24 protein-coding genes and 1 tRNA gene are annotated in these 21,451 nt (G+C 75.7%); 12 read left to right on the top strand and 13 right to left on the bottom strand.

The features are described from left to right. Nucleotides 1–10: 10 nt before the first annotated feature. The 4 genes from ACI79F_RS14300 to ACI79F_RS14285 all read right to left on the bottom strand — a co-directional run bounded on the left by ACI79F_RS14300 (nt 11) and on the right by ACI79F_RS14285 (nt 3,757). Nucleotides 11–886: a hypothetical protein gene (locus ACI79F_RS14300; RefSeq protein WP_456546555.1), complete on the bottom strand. Its 876-nt coding sequence runs from the start codon at nt 884–886 to the stop codon at nt 11–13. A gap of 203 nt (nt 887–1,089) precedes the next feature. Next, the gene (locus ACI79F_RS14295; RefSeq protein WP_456546556.1) at nt 1,090–2,142 is read right to left on the bottom strand and encodes an LLM class F420-dependent oxidoreductase; all 1,053 of its coding nucleotides are present in this window, start codon (nt 2,140–2,142) and stop codon (nt 1,090–1,092) included. Continuing rightward, nucleotides 2,139–2,927: an enoyl-CoA hydratase-related protein gene (locus ACI79F_RS14290; protein ID WP_456546557.1), complete on the bottom strand. Its 789-nt coding sequence runs from the start codon at nt 2,925–2,927 to the stop codon at nt 2,139–2,141. The genes ACI79F_RS14295 and ACI79F_RS14290 overlap by 4 nt, the downstream gene beginning before the upstream one ends. Then, nucleotides 2,924–3,757 carry an enoyl-CoA hydratase/isomerase family protein gene (locus tag ACI79F_RS14285; RefSeq protein WP_456546558.1) on the bottom strand — a complete coding sequence of 278 codons (834 nt, stop codon included), beginning with the start codon at nt 3,755–3,757 and terminating at the stop codon, nt 2,924–2,926. The genes ACI79F_RS14290 and ACI79F_RS14285 overlap by 4 nt, the downstream gene beginning before the upstream one ends. 85 nt (nt 3,758–3,842) lie before the next feature. On the opposite strand from ACI79F_RS14285, the gene ACI79F_RS14280 reads away from it, so the two are divergent. Beyond that, nucleotides 3,843–6,206, top strand: a complete 2,364-nt coding sequence (locus ACI79F_RS14280; RefSeq protein ID WP_456546559.1) for a CaiB/BaiF CoA transferase family protein — start codon at nt 3,843–3,845, stop codon at nt 6,204–6,206. On the opposite strand, the gene ACI79F_RS14275 is transcribed toward ACI79F_RS14280, so the two are convergent. The 4 genes from ACI79F_RS14275 to ACI79F_RS14260 all read right to left on the bottom strand — a co-directional run bounded on the left by ACI79F_RS14275 (nt 6,199) and on the right by ACI79F_RS14260 (nt 8,295). Then, entirely contained in the window at nt 6,199–7,044 is an 846-nt protein-coding gene (locus tag ACI79F_RS14275) for a hypothetical protein (RefSeq protein ID WP_456546560.1), read from the bottom strand. The genes ACI79F_RS14280 and ACI79F_RS14275 overlap by 8 nt on opposite strands. 184 nt (nt 7,045–7,228) lie before the next feature. Further along, on the bottom strand, nt 7,229–7,837 hold the full coding sequence (locus ACI79F_RS14270; RefSeq protein ID WP_456546561.1) for a class I SAM-dependent methyltransferase: 609 nt from the start codon (nt 7,835–7,837) through the stop codon (nt 7,229–7,231). A gap of 76 nt (nt 7,838–7,913) precedes the next feature. Next, nucleotides 7,914–8,135, bottom strand: a complete 222-nt coding sequence (locus tag ACI79F_RS14265; RefSeq protein WP_456546562.1) for a hypothetical protein — start codon at nt 8,133–8,135, stop codon at nt 7,914–7,916. Nucleotides 8,136–8,214: 79 nt separating this feature from the next. Continuing rightward, a tRNA-Leu gene (locus tag ACI79F_RS14260) sits at nt 8,215–8,295 on the bottom strand. A 192-nt stretch (nt 8,296–8,487) separates the two neighbouring features. Between ACI79F_RS14260 and ACI79F_RS14255 the strand changes: the two genes are divergently transcribed. Both ACI79F_RS14255 and ACI79F_RS14250 read left to right on the top strand, forming a co-directional pair. After that, complete coding sequence (locus ACI79F_RS14255; RefSeq protein ID WP_456546563.1) at nt 8,488–8,754, top strand: DUF3618 domain-containing protein; 267 nt, start codon at nt 8,488–8,490, stop codon at nt 8,752–8,754. Nucleotides 8,755–8,761: 7 nt separating this feature from the next. Then, nucleotides 8,762–9,259, top strand: a complete 498-nt coding sequence (locus ACI79F_RS14250; protein ID WP_456546564.1) for a DUF427 domain-containing protein — start codon at nt 8,762–8,764, stop codon at nt 9,257–9,259. 10 nt (nt 9,260–9,269) lie between these two features. Here ACI79F_RS14250 and ACI79F_RS14245 read toward each other — a convergent pair whose 3' ends face one another. After that, nucleotides 9,270–9,887: a TetR/AcrR family transcriptional regulator gene (locus tag ACI79F_RS14245; protein ID WP_456546565.1), complete on the bottom strand. Its 618-nt coding sequence runs from the start codon at nt 9,885–9,887 to the stop codon at nt 9,270–9,272. Nucleotides 9,888–10,015: 128 nt separating this feature from the next. On the opposite strand from ACI79F_RS14245, the gene ACI79F_RS14240 reads away from it, so the two are divergent. Continuing rightward, nucleotides 10,016–11,104: an EAL domain-containing protein gene (locus ACI79F_RS14240; RefSeq protein WP_456546566.1), complete on the top strand. Its 1,089-nt coding sequence runs from the start codon at nt 10,016–10,018 to the stop codon at nt 11,102–11,104. Here ACI79F_RS14240 and ACI79F_RS14235 read toward each other — a convergent pair. Beyond that, the gene (locus tag ACI79F_RS14235; RefSeq protein WP_456546567.1) at nt 11,085–11,678 is read right to left on the bottom strand and encodes a histidine phosphatase family protein; all 594 of its coding nucleotides are present in this window, start codon (nt 11,676–11,678) and stop codon (nt 11,085–11,087) included. The genes ACI79F_RS14240 and ACI79F_RS14235 overlap by 20 nt on opposite strands. A gap of 59 nt (nt 11,679–11,737) precedes the next feature. Between ACI79F_RS14235 and ACI79F_RS14230 the strand changes: the two genes are divergently transcribed. From ACI79F_RS14230 to ACI79F_RS14220, 3 genes are all read left to right on the top strand, one after another. Beyond that, entirely contained in the window at nt 11,738–12,592 is an 855-nt protein-coding gene (locus ACI79F_RS14230; protein WP_456546568.1) for an aldo/keto reductase, read from the top strand. Between the two features lie 135 nt (nt 12,593–12,727). After that, nucleotides 12,728–13,882 (top strand): acyl-CoA dehydrogenase family protein, encoded by a 1,155-nt coding sequence (locus ACI79F_RS14225; RefSeq protein ID WP_456546569.1) that lies wholly within the window; start codon nt 12,728–12,730, stop codon nt 13,880–13,882. Continuing rightward, nucleotides 13,875–14,567 (top strand): PaaI family thioesterase, encoded by a 693-nt coding sequence (locus ACI79F_RS14220; RefSeq protein WP_456546570.1) that lies wholly within the window; start codon nt 13,875–13,877, stop codon nt 14,565–14,567. Before ACI79F_RS14225 ends, ACI79F_RS14220 begins: the two co-directional genes overlap by 8 nt. 10 nt (nt 14,568–14,577) lie before the next feature. Here the strand turns inward: ACI79F_RS14220 and ACI79F_RS14215 are convergent, their stop codons facing one another. Further along, nucleotides 14,578–15,198, bottom strand: a complete 621-nt coding sequence (locus tag ACI79F_RS14215) for a TetR/AcrR family transcriptional regulator (protein WP_456546571.1) — start codon at nt 15,196–15,198, stop codon at nt 14,578–14,580. 242 nt (nt 15,199–15,440) lie between these two features. Here ACI79F_RS14215 and ACI79F_RS14210 point away from each other — a divergent pair, with 242 nt between their 5' ends. The 4 genes from ACI79F_RS14210 to ACI79F_RS14195 are packed head-to-tail and all read left to right on the top strand — an operon-like array spanning nt 15,441 to nt 19,418. Then, the gene (locus ACI79F_RS14210) at nt 15,441–16,844 is read left to right on the top strand and encodes an acyl-CoA dehydrogenase family protein (protein WP_456546572.1); all 1,404 of its coding nucleotides are present in this window, start codon (nt 15,441–15,443) and stop codon (nt 16,842–16,844) included. Continuing rightward, entirely contained in the window at nt 16,841–17,893 is a 1,053-nt protein-coding gene (locus ACI79F_RS14205; protein WP_456546573.1) for a phosphotransferase family protein, read from the top strand. Before ACI79F_RS14210 ends, ACI79F_RS14205 begins: the two co-directional genes overlap by 4 nt. Nucleotides 17,894–17,896: 3 nt before the next feature. After that, nucleotides 17,897–18,664, top strand: a complete 768-nt coding sequence (locus ACI79F_RS14200) for an SDR family NAD(P)-dependent oxidoreductase (protein WP_456546574.1) — start codon at nt 17,897–17,899, stop codon at nt 18,662–18,664. A 10-nt stretch (nt 18,665–18,674) separates the two neighbouring features. After that, on the top strand, nt 18,675–19,418 hold the full coding sequence (locus ACI79F_RS14195) for an SDR family NAD(P)-dependent oxidoreductase (RefSeq protein WP_456546575.1): 744 nt from the start codon (nt 18,675–18,677) through the stop codon (nt 19,416–19,418). 300 nt (nt 19,419–19,718) lie between these two features. On the opposite strand, the gene ACI79F_RS14190 is transcribed toward ACI79F_RS14195, so the two are convergent. Next, on the bottom strand, nt 19,719–20,825 hold the full coding sequence (locus tag ACI79F_RS14190) for an NAD-dependent epimerase/dehydratase family protein (protein ID WP_456546576.1): 1,107 nt from the start codon (nt 20,823–20,825) through the stop codon (nt 19,719–19,721). 49 nt (nt 20,826–20,874) lie between these two features. Between ACI79F_RS14190 and ACI79F_RS14185 the strand changes: the two genes are divergently transcribed. Then, on the top strand, nt 20,875–21,225 hold the full coding sequence (locus ACI79F_RS14185) for a VOC family protein (protein WP_456546577.1): 351 nt from the start codon (nt 20,875–20,877) through the stop codon (nt 21,223–21,225). Nucleotides 21,226–21,235: 10 nt separating this feature from the next. Here ACI79F_RS14185 and ACI79F_RS14180 read toward each other — a convergent pair whose 3' ends face one another. After that, nucleotides 21,236–21,442 (bottom strand): DNA-binding protein, encoded by a 207-nt coding sequence (locus ACI79F_RS14180; RefSeq protein WP_456546578.1) that lies wholly within the window; start codon nt 21,440–21,442, stop codon nt 21,236–21,238. Nucleotides 21,443–21,451: the final 9 nt, after the last annotated feature.

The following is a 21,451-nucleotide window of genomic DNA, read 5'->3' as shown; positions in this document are numbered from 1 at the left end:
CCGCGGGCGGTCAGGGGGCGGGCGTCGCCGCGCCGGCGGTCTCCCCGCCGTCGCCCGACCCGGCGGTGCCGGGCGCCGGCCCCTCCTGCTCGCCCGAGCCCTCGTCGCCACCGGTCTGCGGCGCCTCGTCGGAGGAGCCGGTCGGCTCGGCGGTCGAGGTGCCGGTCCCCGTCGACCCCGAGGTGGTGGTCGGAGCGGTCGTGCCGTCCTCGCCGCCGTCCTCGGTCTCGGCCCCGTCCGGTGCGCCGGTCTCCGGTGCCTCGGACGTCGTCGAGGGCGCGGGGGTCGAGGGGGTGCTGGGCGGGGCGTCCTGCGACGACGAGGCGCTGGTCAGCTCGCCCAGCGTGGTCGTGGACGAGGCCTCCTCAGCGCCGACCAGCGCCGAGACCGGCTGCTGCCCGACGATCTCGATCCCGGTGACGATCCCCATCGCCAGGCCGAAGACCGCCACCGCGTAGCCGGCCACCCGCGGCCAGCGCACGCCGCGGCGCGGCGCCGGGGCCCGCCGCGGGTCGAGGGCGGCGGGCAGCACCCGCGTCTCCGGCGGGTCGGCGCCCGGGACCGCCTCCAGCTCCGCGGTCGCCTCCCGCGCCTCGGCCGCCCGGGCGCGTGGCTCGGCCGCGGAGGCCAGCTGGGCGCGGACCCGGCGCAGCCGCTCGTTGGTCCGGCTGACCGAGTTGGTGTACAGCGTCGCGGTCACGGTGCTGATGACGCTGGCGAGGGCGGCGCCGATCAGGGTGCCGGCGATGCCGAAGAAGGAGGCCACCACGGCGGAGGACACCGCGGCGACGGCGCCGGCCGAGACCTGGGTGACGCTCAGCGCCGCCTTCGGCTTCTCCTCAGGGGTGTCGGGTCGGTCGGTGGGCTCGGTGCGCGGGGAAGACATCTGCTCCGAGGGGTCGTGTCCGGATACGTGCGCGCGGCGGCGGCCCGCAGAGGGACGGCGGCCGGCTCTGCCACGCTACGACGGGCGGCCGGCGCCCGCCCGGCGCCCGACCGGCCACCGCCCGGCTGACCTGCGGGAACGCGCGAGCGTGATCTGCCCGACCCCGGTGCGTCGCGCCCCGGCGTGTCGCGCCAGGGGAGCGGTCAGGCGGCGAGCTCGCGGAGCGCGGCCACCGAGGCCAGGCGGGTGGGGTGGTCCTCGCCCAGCGGGGTGGCGTTGAGCGTCGTCGCGCCGGCCTCGGCGAAGGCGGCGACCCGCTCGGCGACGTACCCGCGCGGCCCGATCAGCGAGACCCCCCGCACCAGCTCCTCGGGCAGCGCGGCGGCCGCCTCCTGCGGCCGGCCGCCGAGGTAGCGGTCCTGCACCTCCCGGGCGGCGTCGGGGAAGCCGTAGCGGGCGGCCAGGTCGTTGTAGAAGTTCCGGCCGCGGGCGCCCATCCCGCCGACGTAGAGCGCGAGGTGCCGGCGCACCCGCCGCAGCGCCCGCTGCGCCTCGTCGGCGTCCTCGGTGACCAGCAGGTGGGTGTCGGCGACGACGTCCAGCGGGCCCAGCGCCGGGTCGCGGCGGCCGGTGCCCTCGGCCAGCGGCCCGCCGAAGGCGTCGGCGGCCCGCTCGGGCAGGTAGAAGATCGGCTCCCACGCCTCGAACAGCTCGGCGGCCAGCGCCACGTTCCGCGGGCCCAGCGCGGCGAGCATCAGCGGGATCCGGTCGCGCACCGGCCGGTTGACCAGCTTCAACGGCCTGCCCAGTCCGCTGCCGCCCCGGTCGGGCGTCAGCGGCACCGAGAAGTGCGCGCCCTGGTGCTCGACCGGCTCCCGCCGCCACACCGCACGGCAGATGTCCACCACCTCGCGGGTGCGGGCCAGCGGCGCGGTGTAGGGCACCCCGTGCCAGCCCTCCACGACCTGCGGGCCGGAGGCGCCCAGGCCGAGGGTGAACCGGCCGTCGGAGACGGCGTCCAGGCCGGCCGCGGTCATCGCCAGCAGCGCCGGGGTGCGCGAGTAGACGTTGAGGATGCCCGCGGCCAGCTGCAGCGTCGTCGTCCGCGCGGCGAGGTAGCCGAGCTGGCTGACCGCGTCGAAGGACCAGGCCTCGGGGACGAAGGCGACGTCGAGCCCGGCCGCCTCGTACTCGCCGATGACGGCCGCCGCCTCGCGGAACCCGCCGCTGTAGGACAGCGGCATGCCGACCCTCACCGGCCGGTCCACACGGGTGGGCGCTTCTCCAGGAACGCCCGCACGCCCTCCTTCGCGTCGGCCGAGCCGGCGGCGGCGTGCGCGTGCTCGTGGGTGAGCTCCCAGTGCAGCCGCTCGGCGGGGCGCTCGCCGTCGCGCAGGCCGAGCGCGATCCGCTTGCTGGCCTGCACCGCCAGCGGCGCGTTCGCGGTGATCCGGCCGGCGAGCTCCAGGGCGGCGTCCAGCACCTGCTCGCCCGGCACCACCCGGTTGACCAGGTGCAGCTCCAGCGCCCGGGCGGCGCTGATCGGGTCGCCGGTCAGCACCATCTCCATCCCGATCCGCGGCGGCAGCTGCGCCAGCGCGCGGAACGGGCCGCCGTCGGCGGCGATCATCCCGCGCTTGACCTCGGGCAGCCCGATGGTCGCGTGCTCGGCCGCGACGGCCAGGTCGCAGGAGAGCAGCAGCTCCGCGCCGCCGCCCATCGCGGCGCCGTTGACCGCCGCGATGGTCGGCTTGCTGATCGGGTGGCGCACCCAGCCGGCGAAGCCCCAGTGCTCGAACCCCGGCGGCAGCACGGTCTCCCCGCGGGCGCTGGCCTTGAGGTCGGCGCCGGCGCAGAACGCCTTGTCCCCGGCGCCGGTGACGACCACGACCCACACGTCCGGGTCGGCCTCCACCTCGTCGAGCAGCCGGCCGATGGTCATGTGCACCTCGCCGTCGACGGCGTTGCGCACCTCGGGGCGGTTGATCGTCACCACCAGCACGTGCCCGTGCCGGTCGACGAGCACCTTCTCGGCGCTCACCGGCCGGTGAACCGCGGCTGCCGGCGCTCGCGGAAGGCCAGCATGGCCTCCTGCGCGTCGCTGCCGATCCCGAGGCCGAGCAGCGTCACCTCGTGCTTGGCCACCTGGTCCATCGACTGCTCGTACGCCTCGTTGACCTGGCCCTTCACGTGCCCGATGCCGATGGTCGGGCCCGCGGCCAGCCGGCGCGCCCAGCCCCCGGCGAACTCGAGCAGCTCGTCGTCGGGCACGCACCGGTTGGCCAGCCCCCACTCCGCCGCCGTCCGCCCGTCGAGCGGGTCGCCGAACAGGGCGAGCTCCTTGGCGCGGACGGGGCTGAGCGCCCGGGTGAGCAGGTAGGCGCCGGCGCCCTCCAGCGGCAGCCCGCGGTTGACGAAGACCTCGCTGAACCGGGCCGACTCCGCCGCGACGACCAGGTCGCAGGCCAGCGCCAGGTTGCAGCCGCCGCCGTACGCCGGGCCGTTGACGGCGGCGACGAACGGCTTCTCGTTCTCCCAGATCGCGCGCGCCAGCCGCCACCAGCCGAAGCGCAGGCCGTCCTCGCGGGCGACGTTGGCCAGGGCGCCGCGCTGCCGCTCGGGCGGGATCTCGATGTGCGGCGGCGACATCAGGTCGGCGCCGGCGCAGAACGCGGTGCCCGTCCCGGTGACCACGGCGGCCCGGATCGCCGGGTCGGCGCGGACCTCCTCGATCGCGGCGAGCAACGCGTTGCGCAGCGGGTGGTGGATCGCGTTGCGGACCTGCGGGCGGTCGAGGACGAGCCAGGCGACGCCCTCCTCCACGCGGAAGGCCAGGCCGGCCTCGGCCCAGTCGCCCGGAGCATCGGACATCGTCGTCCTCTCGTCCTATCGAGAGGCTGACGGTATCGACGTCGGCGGCATTGTGTCGACGCGTGGCCGCCGACACACTCCGCGTGTGACGACTCGGTCGGGCAGCGCCCTGGACGGCATCCGGATCATCGACCTCACCTGGGGCCCGGGCGCGTCGGTCGGGGTGACGATGCTGGCCGAGCACGGGGCCGACGTCGTCAAGGTCGAGCCCCCGGCCGGGGACCCGTTCCGCGGCTACCACGGCAGCGCGGTGTGGCACCGCAGCCGCCGCTCGATCGCGCTGGACCTGAAGGACCCGGCCGACGCCGCGGTGCTCGAGGAGCTGCTGGCCGGCGCCGACGTCCTGGTCGAGGGCTTCCGGCCGGGGGTGATGGACCGGCTCGGCTTCGGCTACGACGCCGTCTCCGCCCGGCACCCCTCGCTGGTGTACTGCTCGGTGTCGGCGTGGCCGGTGGGCCACCGCAACGAGCAGCGCCCGGGCTGGGACGCGCTGGTCCAGGCCGCCGGCGGCGCGCAGACGGAGCAGCCGGGCTGGCGGATGGGCCCGGTGTACAACCACGCGCCGACGCCGACCCTCGGGGCGATCTTCCTGGCGCCGATGGGCATCCTCGCCGCGCTGCACCAGCGCGCCACCACCGGCCGCGGCCAGCACGTGCGCACCTCGCTGCTGCAGGGGCTGTTCCTGTACACGACGCAGATCTGGCAGGACGTCGAGCACTGGGCGCCGGCGTTCCACGAGGTGATGGCCAAGACGTACCCGCCCGGCATCCACCAGGGGATGATCTGGCAGACCGCCGACGGGTGGATCCACCTCTCGGTGCTCTCCGGGCTCACCCCGAAGCGGTCGATCGAGGAGATCCTCGGCCTGGACCAGCCGCACCCCTACCTGCAGGCGTCGGCACCGGCCGAGCAGCGGGAGGCCTGGCACGCCGAGCGGGTCGCCGCGTTCGCCACCTGGAAGACCGCCGACCTGGCGCAGGTGCTGCGCGAGGACAACCACGCCTGCGAGCCGGTCGTCGCGGCCGAGCAGGCGCTCGCCGAGCCGCACGTGCAGCTGGCCGCCAACGGGATGGTGGCCTCGGTCGCCGACCCGGAGCTGGGCGCCACGACCCAGATGGGCGTGCCGGTGCACCTGCTCGGCACGCCGGGCGCGATCGTCTCGCCGCGGCCCCGGCTCGACCAGCACGGCGCCGAGCTCCGCGCGCAGGGCTGGGGCACCTCGCGCCCGGAGCCGGTGCCCTCGGGCGCGCCCGCGCAGCCGACCGCGCTGGGCGGGCTGCGGCTGGTCGACTTCGGGCAGTACCTCGCCGGCCCGTTCGGCCCGATGCTGCTCGGCGACCTCGGCATGGACGTCGTCAAGATCGAGCCGGTCGGCGGGGACAACATGCGCATGGCCCAGGCGCCGTTCAACGGCTGCCAGCGCGGCAAGCGGTCCCTCGCGCTGGACCTGAAGGACCCGCGCGGCCGGGAGATCGCGCTCGAGGTGGTGCGCACCGCCGACGTCGTCCACCACAACATGACCCGCGGCGTCGCCGACCGGATCGGCATCGGCTACGCCGACTGCCGGGCGGTGAACGAGTCGGTCATCTACTGCAACACCTACGCCTACGGGTTGCCCGACCCGCTCGGGCACTCCGGCGGCCTGGACCCGCTCTACCAGGCCAGCGGCGGGATGGAGTACGAGCAGGGCGCGGTGCACCTCGGGCAGCGGCCGCTGTACGTCCGGTTCGGCTTCACCGACCAGGCCAACGCGGTGCTGTCGGTCGTCGGCGTCCTGCTCGCGCTCGCCCACCGGGACCGGACCGGCGAGGGGCAGGAGCTGTGGACGTCGCTGCTGGACGGCGGCGCGGTCTTCGCCTCCGACGCGCTGCTGGTCGACGGGGTGCCGCTGGAGCGGCCGCACCTGGACGCCGGGCTGCACGGCCTCGGGCCCGGCTACCGGCTCTACCGCTGCCAGGACGAGCAGTACCTGCAGGTCTGCGCGACCACCGACGCGCAGTGGTCGGCGCTGTGCGCGGCGGTGGGCACGCCCGAGCTGACCGACCGCCGCGAGGGCCCGCGGGACGACGTGGAGGCCGCGCTGGCGGCCGCCTTCGCCCGCCGCACCAGCTGGAACTGGAAGCGGACGCTGGACTCGGCCGGGGTGCCGTGCGAGCTGCCGCTGGACACCCAGGGCGGCATCGCCCCGCTGTACGACGCCGACAACGTGCGGCTGGGCCTGGTCGCCGAGTACGAGCACCCGCTGTACGGCCGCACCCGCCAGTTCGGGCACCTGATCGACTTCTCGGAGACGCCGGGGCGGATCGCCGGGCCGGCGCCGCTGGTCGGCCAGCACACCCGGGAGCTCCTCGACGGCATCGGCCTCTCCCAGCGCGAGATCGACGAGCTGGTCGCCGCCGGGGTGGCCTACGAGCCGGGGGAGGACTACCGGGAGCGGTTCGTCAACTGACCCCCCGCGCGGTCCGGCGGCCCCGCCGCCGGGCCGGTCCCGGCTCCGGGCGCAGGTGCACCGGGACGAAGCCGGTGCGCTGCTGGAAGTAGCGGGTGCCGGTGCTGGTGAGCAGCATCGACCCGCCGACGGCGAGCGTGGCGACCCCGCGGTCGACCAGCCGGCCGGTCAGGTGGGCGTGCAGCGCGTACCGCACCAGCGGCGCCGACCCGTGCCCGAGCGTGGTGATCAGCAGGAGCAGGCCGGCCCGGTCGTCGTCGACGATCGCGTGGCTCAGCGCGACCGGCCCGCCGTCGGCCGTGTAGGCCGCCGACCACAGCCGGTCCCGGCCGGGCAGCTGGCCGGGCCGGACCAGCCGGTCGGCGGGGACGTCGCGGGAGTCGGCGATGACGGTCGCGACCCGGAGCAGCTCGCCGGCGTCCTCGACCGGGGCGCAGTGCAGGCCCGCCGCGGCGGCCCGGGTGAGGTTGGTCCGCAGCGCCTGCCGGGGGCGGCCCCGGAGGTACTCGGCCTGGCTGCCCGGCAGCTCGAGGACGGCGACGGGCGCGCGGTTGAACGGCAGCCGCCGGTCGGGCCGGAACCAGGCGCGCAGCTCCCGGCCGGTGGGCTCGTCGCCGAACGCCATGGGCAGGTCGGGCAGCTGGCGCAGCACGGTGCGCACCGCCGCGACGCCGTCCCGGGAGGCCGCCGCGCGGGCCCGGGCCGCGGCACCCGGGGCCCCGCGGACCTCCTGCACGTACCGGGCCGCCGCCTCCAGCGCCTCGCCGCACGCCCAGTCCGAGCTGCGCCGCCGCACCGTTCTCGGCTCCGCGACCAGCCCGGTCCCCGTGTCCGACATCCCCGTCCGCCCCCCCGCCGCGCCGCTGCGCCGTGTGGCGCGCGGCACAGGGAAGCAGAACCGCCCGGTTCCGCCCCCACGGCGCGCGCTCGCGGGACCGTTCCGCAACTCGGGACGTCACTCGGGCCCCACCCGCCCCGCCGGCGCCACCGGGTGAGTCGGGACCGACTCACGAAACCGCAGGTCAGGCGGTCGCGCGGCCCTCGAGCATGGAGCCGGCCCACCGCGGCGCGTCCTCCTGGGACCAGCGCGTCAGCTCGGCGACCGTCAGCGGCGAGGCGGCCAGCAGCGCCGTCACGTCGGTGTCCAGCACGCAGGCGGTGCGGAGTCGGTCGGCGCGGCTGCCGCGCCGCTGCCAGCGCCGCACCGACGGGTCGGGGCTGAGCCCGTGCTCGACGAAGTGCAGGGCCGCGCCGGGGCGCAGGACGCGGGCGATCTCGGCCAGCGCGGCCGCGGGATCGGGCAGCTCGCACAGGACCCAGGTGCACAGCGCCGCGTCGAAGCGGTCGTCGGGGAAGGGGAGCGCCTGGGCGTCGGCGCCCACGGGGACCACCGGGACGGCGGAGTCCCCGCGCCGCTCCTCGGCCAGGCGCAGCGCGTCGGCCGACGGGTCGACGGCCCAGACGCCGGTCACGGCCGCGGGCAGGTACGGGTGGTTCAGCCCGTGGCCGTAGCCGATCTCGAGCACGTCGCCGACCAGGCCGGCGCACACCCGCTCGCGCACGTCTCCCGGCGGCTCGCCGGGCGGGGTGTCGAGCGATCGGGCGCGGAGGCGGCGGGTGGAGGTCCTCATGGCGGGACCATTGTCGCCGTCCGCCCGGAGGGCTCGGCTGCGGCGGCCGGGCACCTCCCGAGCGCCGGGCGGCGGGCTACGCCGCGGGGACGCCGGTGGCCAGGGCGCTGACGGCCCGGGCCGCGGTCAGCGCCCGGGACGGCGTCCGCGGGCCGGGAACCGGCGGTCGGCCGGTGCCGCGGGGCGCGAGCTGATCGCGGCACCAGCGCTCGCAGTCGGCGAGCAGGTTGCCGGTGCGGAGGGGGTGCGCACTGAGGGCTGTCGGGTGCAGGGCAGCGGGCAGGGCGCGGGAGTACATGCCGTCCTCTCTCCGGTGGGCCGCCGTCGGCCCGTCGGGAGAGTCATCGGCAGGACCGGGCCGCACCGGGCACCCGTCGTGCGGGAGGCGGGAGTCGAACCCGCACGCCCGAAGGCACCAGATCCTAAGTCTGGCGTGGCTGCCGTTACACCACTCCCGCGCGGCCCCGGAGTCTACGGCCGGGCGCGGGCCGGACCCGACCGGCGCGACGAGATCTGCACACTCGACGGCATCAGCGGCTGATGGCGGCGAGTGTGCAGATCTCGTCGCGGGGGAGGCGGCGGGTCGCCCGTGCGGGTGCCGCTCGGCCGAGCCGCGCGCCCCACCGGCGACGTTCTGGCAGGCTGTCGGCGTGCCTCCTCGCGACCCTCGACAGATCCAGCTGGAGATCGACGCTGCCCGGGAGTCGCTGGCGGCCACCCTCGACCAGCTGGCCTACCGGAGCAGCCCCACGCGGCTGAAGGCCCAGGGGCAGGCCGCCGTCGTGCGGTTCTTCCAGTCCCAGGCCGGTATGGCCACCCTCGGCGCGGTCGGGGTCTTCATGACGGTCGTCGTCGTCAACTCCGTCCGCGGCCGCAAGCGGCGGCGCAGCGCGATCACCGGCAAGCGCAAGCGCTGACCCGCCGATGCCCGTCCCGCGCCGCGACCCCGTCGGGCCGGGCCAGGAGTCGGTCTGGGACTACCCGCGCCCGCCGTCGGCCGAGGTCACCGGCCGGCTGGTCGAGGTCGAGCTCGCCGGCCGGGTGATCGCCCGCACCACCCGCGCGGTCCGCGTCTGCGAGACCAGCCACCCGCCGGTCTACTACGTGCCCCGCGAGGACGTCGTCCCCGGCGTGCTGCAGGCCGGGGACGGCGCCTCGTGGTGCGAGTGGAAGGGCGTGGCGAGCTACTGGGACGCCGTCGTCGACGGCCGGCGCGTGCCCGCGGTCGGCTGGTCCTACGAGCGGCCCACCCCCGGCTACGAGCACCTGCGCGGTGCGGTCGCCTTCTACCCGAGCCGGGTGGACGCCGCCCGGGTGGACGGCGTCGCCGTCCGCGCCCAGGCCGGCGACTTCTACGGCGGCTGGATCACCCCGGACGTCGTCGGCCCGTTCAAGGGCGAGCCCGGCACGCTGGGCTGGTGACCCGGCCGGCTCAGCGGGCGAGGCCGCGGACCAGCGGGAGGACGATCGTCTCCAGCGTCTCGTCGGCGTACTCGTGGGTGACCGGCTCGCCGGTCAGCAGCCAGCGCTGCACGAGCAGGGCGCTGGTCACCTCGGCGAAGACCGACCCCGCCATGCCCGAGCCCACCTCGCCGCGCGCCTCCGCGGCGGACCACATCCGGGCGTAGGAGTCGCGCCAGGCCTGCAGCGGGCCGTTGCGGAAGGCCTCGGTCAGCGCCGGCTGGTGCTGCATCGCCGGCAGCAGCGAGCGGATCGCGGTGCCGACCGGCCCGTTGATGACGTCGACCAGCCGGTGCACCACCGCCCGGACGTCGCCCTCCAGCGAGCCGGTGTCCACGGGCGTGGCCAGCGACTGGTTCATCACCGCGATGGTGTCGACGACCAGGTCCTGCTTGGTGCGCCAGCGGCGGTAGATGGTCGCCTTGCCCACGCCGGCCTCGGCGGCGACGGCGTCCATGGTCAGCGCGCCGTACCCGACGTCGCCGAGCAGTCGCAGGATCGCCTCGCGGATGACGCCGTCCCGGCTGGGGTCCCGCGGCCGCCCCCCACGGCTGGTGCGGGCTGTCTCGGTGCTCGTCAGGACTGCCATGCGGCTGACCTTAGACACTAAAGCTGCGAAGTTCCGGATCTCGGCGCTCCCGGGTGGCACGAGTCGCCCGGCCGGGTGGTTCCGCGCGCCTGCCGGGACCCGGGTGCACGCTCGGTCATCCTGCTGGGGTGCCCAGCACCATCAGCACGCGCCGGCGGCGGGAGACCTGGCCGCTCCCCGAGGTGGCGACCCGGCTGCTGATTGCCAGCCCGGTCGAGAGTGTGCTGCCGGTGGTCGCCGGGATCGCCCGCGCGGTCGGGCTGTCGGTCTACCGGGCGGAGGGGCTGCTGGACCTGACCGACGAGCGTGACGGCCTGGGGGTGGAGCGGCTGTTCGACCGGCTCTCCCGGGAGCTGACCACGGCCGAGGCCGAGGTGGTGCGCGTGGCCACCGACCCGCCCGGGGAGTACACGGCGCTGGTCACCCGCCTGCTCACCGCGCCCAGCCTGGCCGTGGAGCTGGCGCGGCGGGGGATCACCGCAGAGGTCGGCGTCCTCGCCGAGGCCGAGCTGTGGAGCGTCTACCAGCCGATCGTCGCGCTGGACGACGGCGCGGTCGTCGCGCACGAGGCGCTGCTGCGCGGCCTGGTCGACGGCCGCGAGGTCGGCGGCGGCGACCTGTTCTTCGTCGCCCAGTCGGCCGACTGGCTGCCGCGGCTGGACCGCATCGGGCGCGAGTGCGCGGTCGCCGGCGCCGCACCCTGGCTCGGCGACGCCGACCTGTTCGTCAACACCCACCCGACCTCGGTGCACCGCCCCGAGGCCGACCTGGCCAGCACGCAGGAGCTGATGGAGCAGGCCGGCCTCGCCCCGGAAAGGCTGGTCATCGAGGTGGCCGAGCCCTCCGCCGTGACCGAGCACGGGCACCTGCTGTCGGTGCTCGAGCGCTACCGGGCCCTGGGCTGGCGGGTGGCGCTGGACGACGTCGCCGCCGGCTGGGCCAGCCGCGAGCTGCTGAGCACGGTGCGCCCCGACGTCGTCAAGCTCGGCCGGCCGTTGGTGCAGGCCCTGCCCGACGAGGGCGCCCGCACGATGGTCCGTTGGGTGGTCGAGGCCGCACACCGCGTCGGCGCCCTGGTCGTCGCCGAGGGCGTGGAGGACGAGGCGTCCGCGGAGGAGGTCACCGCGCTGGGCGCCGACCTCGGTCAGGGCTGGTTCTTCGGCCGGCCCGCGGTGCTGGAGCCCGAGCCCGAGGACGTCACAGCCCCCAGCCGGTGAGCACCGGCCGGGCGTGCTCGTGGCCGAGGACGCCGTAGGCGCCGGCCGGGAGCGCGAGCAGGGCGCCGGCCTCCGGGCCGAGGCCCAGCCAGCGGGCGGTCAGGATCCGCAGCACGTGCCCGTGGGCGACCAGCGCGACGTCGCCGTCCGCGAGCCGCGCGCGGGCGCGGTCGAGCACCCGGTCCACCCGCTGCGCGACCTGCGCGAGCGTCTCGCCGGGGGTGTCGCCGGGGACGACGGGGTCGCGCCACACCGACCACTGCCGGCCGAGCTCCTCGCTGATCTCGGCGGTCGTGCGGCCCTCGTAGCCGCCGTAGTCGAGCTCGACCAGGTCCTCGTCGACGCCGGTGGCGGTCAGGCCGGCCAGCTCCGCCGTCCGGCGGGCGCGCTGCCGGGGGCTGGTCCAGACCTCGGCGAACCGCCGCTCCGCCAGCCGGGGCGCCAGCGCCCGGGCCTTGTCCTCGCCCTCGGGCAGCAGCGGCAGGTCGGTGACGCCGGTGTGCTGGCCGCTGCGGCTCCACTCCGTCTGCCCGTGCCGCAGCACCACGATCTCGCCCACGCGCTCCTCGGCCACGTGTCCCATCGAACACGCAGGTGGGAACAGCCGCGCGGGCTGGCCTCTTGGCAGGTGGCATGACCACCGCACAGCTCAGCGACACCTTCTCGATCGGCGGGGACCTGCCCGTCCACCGGCTCGGCTACGGCGCCATGCAGCTGCCCGGCCCCGGTGTGTGGGGCGAGCCGGCCGACCGCGCGGGCGCGCTGCGCGTCGTCCGCGCCGCCGTCGAGCAGGGCGTCGACTTCATCGACACCGCCGACTCCTACGGCCCCTTCGTCAGCGAGCAGATCATCGCCGAGGCGCTGCACCCCTACCCCGAGGGCCTGGTCGTCGCGACCAAGGCCGGGCTCACCCGCCAGGGCCCCGGCATCTGGACGCCGGTCGGCCGCCCCGCCTACCTGCGCCAGCAGGTCGAGCTCTCGCTGCGGCACCTGCGGCTGGAGCGGATCGACCTCATCCAGCTGCACCGCATCGACCCCGACGTCCCGTTGGCCGACCAGCTCGGCGTCTTCAAGGAGCTGCAGGAGGAGGGCAAGGTCCGGCACATCGGCGTCTCCGAGGTGTCGGTCGAGCAGCTGCGGGCGGCGCGCGAGATCGTCGAGATCGTCAGCGTGCAGAACCTCTACAACCTGACCAACCGGCAGTCCCAGGACGTGCTCGACCACGCCACGGCCGAGGGCATCGGGTTCATCCCGTGGTTCCCGATCGCCACCGGCGACCTGGCCGCCCCGGACAGCCCGGTCGCCGACATCGCCCGCGAGCTGGACGCCACGCCGTCCCAGGTCGCGCTGGCCTGGCTGCTGCAGAAGTCCCCGGTCGTGCTGCCCATCCCCGGCACCAAGTCGGTCGACCACCTGACCGAGAACCTGGGCGCCGCGAGGCTCACCCTCTCCGACGAGGACATGGCCCGGCTGGACGCCCTGGCGTAGGGCAGGCGGACGCAGTCCGCTGTGCCGCCGCGGTGCGGGGCCCGGAGGGCTCTCGCCGCGGTGGCACCGTCGGGCTCCACGCAGCCGGACCACCCCGTTGGCCGCGGTGTCGCCCGGTAGGGCGACGATGTCCTCGTGGACGCCGAGGACTTCAGCCAGATCAGGGACGCGGTGCGGCAGCTGGTCCGGGAGGTGGTCCTCCCGCGCGAGGAGGAGATCGACCGCGACGACCGCATCCCCGAGGAGCTGCGCGGCGCCATCGCCGACATGGGCCTGTTCGGCTACGCGCTGCCCGAGGCGTACGGCGGCCTGGGCGTGAACATGAAGGAGGACGTCGAGCTCGCCTTCGAGTTCGGCTACACCACCCCGGCGTTCCGCTCGCTGTTCGGCACCAACAACGGCATCGCCGGCCAGGTCATCGCCCGGTTCGGCAGCGACGCGCAGAAGGAGCGGTACCTGCCGCGGCTCGCGGCCGGCGAGCTGATCGGCTCCTTCGCCCTCACCGAGGCCGAGGCGGGCTCGGACCCCGCCGGCCTGCGCACCACCGCCCGCCGGGACGGCGACGACTGGGTGATCAGCGGCAGCAAGCGGTACATCACCAACGCGCCGATCGCCGACCTGTTCGTCGTCTTCGCCCGCAGCAACCCCGACGAGCGCGGCGGCCGCGGCATCTCCAGCTTCGTCGTGGACGCGAAGGCGCCGGGGGTCTCGCTCGGCGCGAAGGACCAGAAGATGGGCCAGTCCGGCGCCTGGACGTCGGAGGTGTTCTTCGACGACGTCCGGGTGCCGGCCGACGCGCTGGTGGGGGAGTTGGGGCGCGGCTACTCCAAGGCGCTGACCGTGCTCTCCCGCGGGCGGCTGCACATCGCGGCCATGTGCGTCGGCATGGCGCAGCGGGTGCTCGACGAGTCGGTGGCCTACGCCGCGACCGCCAAGCAGGGCGGCGCCCCGATCGGCCGCTTCCAGCTCGTGCAGGCGCTGATCGCCGACATGCACACCGAGCTCGTGGCCGGCCGGGCGCTGGTCCGCGACGTCGCCGCCCGCTACGACACCGGCGAGGACACCTCCATCGGCCCCTCCTCGGCCAAGCTCTTCTGCTCCGAGATGGTCGGCCGGGCCACCGACCGCGCCGTGCAGGTCCACGGCGGCCTGGGCTACCTGCGCAGCACCCCGGTCGAGCGCTTCTACCGCGACGCCCGCCTCTACCGGCTGTACGAGGGCACCAGCGAGGTGCAGCGGGTGATCATCGGCGGCGGTCTGCTGCGCGAGGCGGGCATGGCGCGTGGCTGAGCGGCCGGCGCTCCCGCCGGCCGAGCGCGCCGTCCGCCGGGACGCCGTCGCCGACCTCGGGGCCGCGCTGCGCGAGCTGGTCGACGCCGCCGTCCGCACGGAGGTGCCGGAGGCCGAGCTGGCCGCCGCGGCCGAGGAGGCGCGCCGGCTGGCCGGGCGGCTGCGCGCCGACGCGCGGGAGGTGTACGAGGTCGCCCGGGTCGACGACCCGGAGACCGGCGAGCGCTGGTACAGCCCGGTCTACGGGCCAGGCAGCCCCGTGGCCCCGCCACTGGTCGCCACCGACCGCCCGGACGGGACGGCGACCGGCCGGGTGACGCTGGGCAAGCCGCACGAGGGCCCGCCCGGGCTGGTCCACGGCGGCGTCGTCGCCACGCTGCTGGACCACGTGCTGGCCCGGTCGGTCCGGGCGGCCGGCCGCGGCGGCATGACCGCGACCCTCACGGTGCGCTACCGCCGCCCGGTTCGGCTCGGCACCCCGCTGCTGCTCACCGCGCGGGTCGAGGAAGCGGACGGGCGGCGCACCACGGCGCGGGGACGGGTGGTCGCCGAGCAGGACCCGGAGACCGTCCTCGCCGAGGCCGAGGGCCTGTTCGTCTCGCTGCGCGCGGAGTCCGCGGCGGCGGTGTTCGGCCCGACCGGCCGCTCGATCGGCGCCTGGACCGCGCGGGAGGGCGGCGACTGACCGACCGAGGTCAGCCCCGGACCGAGGCCGCCGCGAGGCAGAAGGCGACGATCCGCTCCCGCTCGTCGTCCGTCGGCTCGGTCTCGGCCCACACGTGGTCCGACAGCAGCCCGAGGACGGCGTGCGCGGCCAGCCGCGCGTCGAGCTCCGGGTCGGCGCTGCCCAGCTGGCCGAACGGGTCGCGCAGCAGCCCGGCCAGGGCCTCGCTGGCGAAGTGCCGGCCGTAGGGGGCCCCGCTGCCGGCGGTCGGCGCGTTCCACATGACCGCCTTGGTGGTGGCGGCGACGTCGCCGCGAGCCTGGGTGAGCACGCCCTCGACCCAGCGGCGGACCTGGCCCCCGGGCGTCGTCTCCTTGGCCATCTGGTGCTCGAGGTAGCTGCGCAGCCGGGCCGCGCCGTCCTCCAGCAGGGCGCCGACCAGCGCGCCCTTGGACGGGAAGTACCGGTAGAACGCGTCGTTGGACAGCCCGGCGGCGGCGACGATGTCGGAGACGCGCGGGCTGGCCGACGTCCCGCACCGCACCATCACCTCGAGCCCGGCCCGCATCAGCCGGCGGACCTCCTCCTCGTAGGTCACGCCGCGCTGGGCCAGGGCCCGCTGGACCACCCGCCCCAGGACGTCCTCGCTCACGCTGCCTCCCGCGGACGGTGCGCCGCCCTCCGGCACCGGACGGTCTGGTGATCGTACGGACGGCACAGCGCGGCAGGCCGGGGTGCACGGCGCCCACTCGGAACCGCGGAGGCAGCCGGCCGGCGGCCGGCGCGGGTCCCGTCGTCCATGCCGCAGCCTCTCAGAATCCCGTTCTTGACGGCAAGAACATCGTGCTGTCACTGTCGGTCCGCATCGTCCGACCGCTGAGAGGGGCGACACCGATGTCGTGGGACTTCGAGACCGAGCCCGAGTACCAGGAGAAGCTGGACTGGGCCGCCCGCTTCGTCCGGGAGGAGGTGGAGCCGCTCGACCTGGCCTTCCCCATGGGCATGTTCAACCCGCTGCGCGGGAGGGTCCGCGAGATCGTCGACCCGCTGAAGGACCAGGTCCGCGCCCAGGGGCTGTGGGCCACGCACCTGACCCCGGACCTGGGTGGGCAGGGCTTCGGCCAGCTGAAGCTGGCGCTGCTCGACGAGATCCTCGGGCGCTCCGCCTGGGCGCCGATCGTGTTCGGCACGCAGGCCCCGGACACCGGGAACGCCGAGATCCTGGCCCACTACGGCACCCCGGAGCAGAAACGGCGCTACCTGCAGCCGCTGCTGGACGGCGAGATCTTCTCCTGCTACGCGATGACCGAGCCCGAGGGCGGGTCCGACCCCAAGCAGTTCACCACCAAGGCCGTCCGGGACGGCGACGGCTGGGTGCTCGACGGCGCGAAGTACTACGCGTCCAACGCCAAGACGGCGACGTTCTTCATCGTCATGGCCAAGACGGATCTGGACGCCGACCCGTACCGGAGCATGACGATGTTCCTCGTGCCGGCCGACACCCCCGGCATCCGCATCGAGCGCAACGTCGCGCTGGCGTTCGACACCGAGGACGAGGCGCTGCACGCCGACCTGCGGTTCACCGGGGTCCGGCTGCCCGCCGACGCCGTCCTCGGCGGCGAGGGCCAGGCGTTCGCGATCTCCCAGACCCGGCTCGGCGGCGGCCGCATCCACCACGCGATGCGCACCATCGGCCAGGCGCAGCGGGCGCTGGACATGCTGTGCGAGCGGGCGATCAGCCGGCGCACCCAGGGCACGCTGCTGGCCGACAAGCAGTTCGTGCAGGGCTACATCGCCGACTCGTGGGCGCAGCTGCAGATGTTCCGGCTGATGGTGCTGCAGACGGCCTGGAAGATCGACCGATACAGGGACTACCTGAAGGTCCGCAAGGACATCGCCGCCTGCAAGGCCGTGATGCCGAGGATCTACCACGACATCACCCAGCGGGCCCTGCACCTGCACGGGGCGCTGGGCGTCAGCGCCGACATGCCGCTGGCCCGCATGATGTTCGGCGCCGAGGTCATGGCCGTCGTCGACGGGCCGACCGAGGTGCACCAGGTCACCGTCGCCCGGCAGGTCCTGCGCGACTACACCCCGGCGACCGACGGCGTCCCCAGCGAGTTCCTGCCGAGGAAGACGGCCGCCGCTCTGGCGAAGTACGGGATGAGCGCACCGGAACCCCAGCCGACCGAGCCGTTCCCCGGGACCGTCCCGTCCGTGCAGGCCGACTACCCGTGGCCGGGCGGCCGCGTCGATGCCGTGCAGCCCGATGCCGAGCTGGTGGCGGTGCAGCCGTGAGCACGGTGGAGGAGGACGTCACGTCCCTCGACGTCGACAGCCTGACCGCCTGGCTGGACTCCCGGGGGCTCGGCGCCGGCGCGCCGCTGGAGCACCGGTTCGTCTCCGGCGGCGCGCAGAACGAGATCTACGAGATCCGCCGCGGCGACGTCCACGGGGCGTTGCGCATGCCCCCGCCGACCGCGCCCCCGCAGCGGGACGACGGGATCCTGCGCGAGTGGCGGATCATCGAGGCCCTCGACGGCACGGAGGTCCCGCACACCCCGGCCATCGCGCTGTGCGACGACCCCTCGGTCCTGGGCCGGCCGTTCTACGTCATGGGGTTCGTCGACGGCTGGTCGCCGATGACCATGGCCGACCGGAAGTGGCCGGAACCGTTCGGCAGCGACCTGGCCGCCCGGCGCGGACTGGCCCTGCAACTGGTCGAGGGCATCGCCCTCATGTCGAAGCTGGACTGGCGGGCCGCCGGGCTCGAGGGCCTGGGCCGGCCGGACGGGTTCCACGAGCGCCAGGTCGACCGGTGGACCACCTTCCTCCAGCGCATCGAGGGAGCCCGGCAGCTGCCGGGCTTCGAGGAGACCGCCGCCTGGCTGCGCGCGCACAAGCCGCTGGACTACGTGCCCGGCCTGATGCACGGCGACTACCAGTTCGCCAACGTCATGTTCCGGCACGGGGCCCCGGCCCGGCTGGCGGCGATCATCGACTGGGAGATGGGGACGATCGGCGACCCCAAGCTCGACCTGGCCCTGGTGACCGGCGGCTGGCCGGACGACCCGGACGCGCCCACGGAGAAGGGGCAGGGCTACGTCGACCTGCGGGGGATGCCCACCCGTGACCAGTTGCTCGAGCACTTCTCCCGCGCGGCCGGCCGCCAGGTCGAGGACATGGACTACTACGACGTGCTGATCAAGTTCAAGCACGCCATCGTCCTCGAGCAGGGGTTCCAGCGGTCGACGCCGGGGTCCACGCGGGCGGCGTTCGGTCCCATCGCGCTGTCGATGATGGCCGACGCCGCGGAGCTCGCCGCGAGCAGCGACTACCGCGGCTGAGCGATGGGCTACGCCGACGAGCTGTTCGACCTGACGGGGCGCGTGGCGCTGGTGACCGGCGGCAGCCGGGGGCTGGGCCGGGAGATGGTGCTCGGCCTGGCGCGCTGCGGCGCCGACGTCGTGATCGCCAGCCGCGACCTCGAGGCCTGCCGGCAGGTGGCGGAGGAGGTCGAGGAGACCACCGGCCAGTCGGCGCTGCCGTACTCGGTGCACGCCGGCCGCTGGGACCAGCTGCCCGGCCTGGTCGACGCCGCCCACGAGCGGTTCGGCCGGATCGACGTCCTGGTCAACAACGCCGGCATGTCCCCGGTGTTCGACTCGCTCACCGACGTCACCGAGAAGCTGTTCGACGTCGTGGTCAACCTCAACCTCAAGGGGCCGTTCCGGCTGACGGCGCTGGTCGGCGAGCGGATGGTCGCCGCCGGCCGCGGGTCGATCGTCAACGTCAGCTCCACCGGCTCGATCCGGACGAACCCCTCGATCGCCCCGTACGCGGCGGCGAAGGCCGGGCTGAACTCGCTCACCGAGTCCTTCGCCCTGGCGCTCGGGCCCACGGTGCGGGTCAACACGCTGATGGCCGGCCCGCACGCCACCGACGCCCATCCCGAGTGGGCCGAGCACACGGGCACCGGCGACGGGATCTTCCCCTCGCACGCGCTGCAGCGGGCCGGCAGGCCCAGCGAGGTCGTCGGCGCGGTGCTCTACCTGGCCTCCGACGCCTCCAGCTACACCACCGGCGCGACCCTGCGGGTCGACGGTGGCATCCCGTGAGGAGGACCTGATGGAACGGCTGGACGGACGGACGGCGGTCGTGACCGGCGCGGCGAGCGGCATCGGCCTGGCGGTGAGCGCGGCGCTCGCGGCCGAGGGCGTGCGCGTGCTGATGACCGACCTGGACGCGGACGCCGTCGGGGAGCAGGCCGACCGGCTCGCGGCCGGCGGGGCGCGGGTGCACGCGACCGCGGTCGACGTCCGCGACCCGGCGGACGTCGAGCGGGTCGCCGACGAGGCGGTCGCCCGGTTCGGCGGCCTGCACGTCGCGGTGAACAACGCCGGGATCGTCAACCGCGGCCGCTCGTGGGAGCTGCCGCTGGAGGAGTGGCACCGGGTGCTCGACGTGGACCTGTGGGGCGCCGTCCACGGGGTGCGGGCGTTCGTGCCGCGGATCCTCGCCACCGGCGAGGAGGGGCACGTCGTGTTCACCGGCTCGATGGCGACCGTCGCGCCGCTGGCGAAGCTCGGCCCCTACTCGGTGGCCAAGCACGGGCTGCTGGGGCTGGCCGACGTCCTGCGCGCGGAGCTGGAGGGGATCGGCGCGCCGGTGGGCGTCAGCCTGGTGATGCCCGGCGCCATCAGGACGGGGATGAACCCCCACGGCACGGTGACCGCCGAGCAGGTGGCGGCCAACGTGGTCGACGGCATCCGGCGCCGCCGCGCCTACGTCTTCACCGACGACCACTCGACCGACGAGGTGGCCGCCCGGCTGGGGGCGATCGTCGCCGCCCGCGACGACGTCCTCGCCTGACCCGGCCGGCGACGATCGGGGGAACCCCCGGCCGGTCGCTCGACGGCCGCGGAGCCCGGCCACGACGGTCGCTGACCGGCGGCGGACGCGGGTCAGCACGGGAAGGAGCACCGCAGGCGTCCACCGCGATCGACCTGAGCATGCTGCTGATCCGGCTGGCCCTGGGGCCCATGCTGATCGTGCACGGCTGGAACGAGGTGTTCGGGGCCATCCTCGGGCTGGCCGCCGCCGGCCTGCTGCTGCGACGTCCTACCGGCCCGCCACGGAGCCCGCCGACGTCGCGCCCTGAGGCGGCAGGCGTCAGCCCGGGGTGTTGGCCGGGTCGCCGGCGGGGTCCCGCTCGGCGCCGCCCGCCGGCTCCAGCAGCGGGCCCGGGGCGCCCTCGCCGCGGCCGAGCGCGGCGACGAACTGGCGCAGCACGTCGTCGCCGGCGTGCTCTGGCGTCCAGTCCAGCAGGGTGCGGGCGCGGGTGGTGTCCAGCGCCGGCGCGCCCAGGCCGAGGTCCAGCCAGCCGGGCTCGGTGGGCACGAGGTAGGCGGCGTGCGCGGCGGTGAGCGCCGCGCGCAGCACGAAGGCGGGCACCGGGATGCGCCGGGTGCCGAGCGCCGCGGCCAGGCCGTCGGCGTCCAGGGTCGGCTCGGCGGCCAGGTTGAACGGCCCGGACGCCCGCCGGTCGAGCATCCGCACCAGGGCGTCGGCGACGTCGTCGGCGTGCACGAAGCCGACCCGCAGCGCGGGCAGCGGCAGCGGCAGCACCTGCGCCACCGCGCTGGGCAGTGCCCGCGCGGCGCCGTAGAGCAGCGGGCCGAGGAAGTAGCGGCCGATCTCGCTGGCGGCCTGGGGCTGCATCACCAAGGTCGGGCGGACGACGGTCAGCGTGGTGTCGCCGCGGTGGCCGAGCATCTGGCGCACGACCCGCTCGGCGGAGCTCTTGTCCCGGCTGTACTGCGAGCTGGGGATGCCGGTGGTCGGCCAGTCCTCGCTGACCTGCTGGTCGCGGGCGCCGGCGGCGTAGGCGCCGAGCGAGGACATGTGCACGAACTGGGCGACCCCCGCCCGGGCCGCGGCCCGGGCCACCCGGTAGGTGCCGTCGACGTTGACCGCGTGCAGCCGGTCGGGGTGCCGGCCGGGCTGCAGCGCCCACGCCAGGTGCACCACCGCGTCCACGCCCTCGAGCGCCGCGGGCAGGTCGTCCTCGCTGGCCTGCTCGCCGAGGTCGGTCAGGTGCCAGGTGACCCCGGTGTAGGGCGCGACGTCCGGCGGCCGGCGGCGGGCCAGGCCGCGCACCTCGGCGACGCCCGACGCGGGGTCGGCCAGGCGCCGCAGCAGCGCCGTCCCGACGTTGCCGCTGGCGCCGGTGACGGCGACCCGCAGGCCCTGCAGGTGTCCGGGGGAGAGGTCGGCCATGCTCTCGCCGCTACCCGGCCCGGCCGCGGGCCACCCCTACGCTCGACCGGTGATCCTCGGCACGCACGTGATCCTGTACAGCAGCGACGCCGAGGCCGACCGCGCGTTCCTGCGGAACGTGCTCGGGCTCTCCGGCGTGGACGCCGGCGGGGGCTGGCTGGTCTTCCGGCTGCCGCCCGCCGAGGTCGCCGTCCACCCGGCCGAGGCCTCCGGCGCGGCCGAGCTCTACCTGGTGTGCGACGACGTCGAGGCGACGCTCGCCGACCTCACCGGGCGGGGCGTCGCCGTGGAGGGCGGCATCAGCGACCAGGGCTGGGGCCGGCTGATCACCGTGCGGCTGCCCGGCGGCGGCACGGTCGGGGTCTACGAGGCCCGCCACGCCACCGCCTTCGACGCCTGACCCCGCGACGTCAGCTCAGCTCGAGCCCGCGCTCGGCGAGCGCCTCCCGGAGCAGCCGGACGGCCTTGGGCCCCACCCCGTGCAGCGCGAGCAGGTCCCGCTCCGGCAGCCCGGCCAGCTGGTCGAGCCGGGTGTAGCCGGCGTGCAGCAGCGCCCCGGTGGCCGGGCGGCCGATGCCGCGCGGGAGGTCGGTCTCGGTTCCGTCGGGATCGGTCACGCCGGGCAC

The sequence above is a fragment of the Blastococcus sp. SYSU D00868 genome (assembly GCF_054050575.1).
Note: the sequence above shows the minus strand (reverse complement) of the source record. Positions and strands in the feature narration are given on the sequence as shown.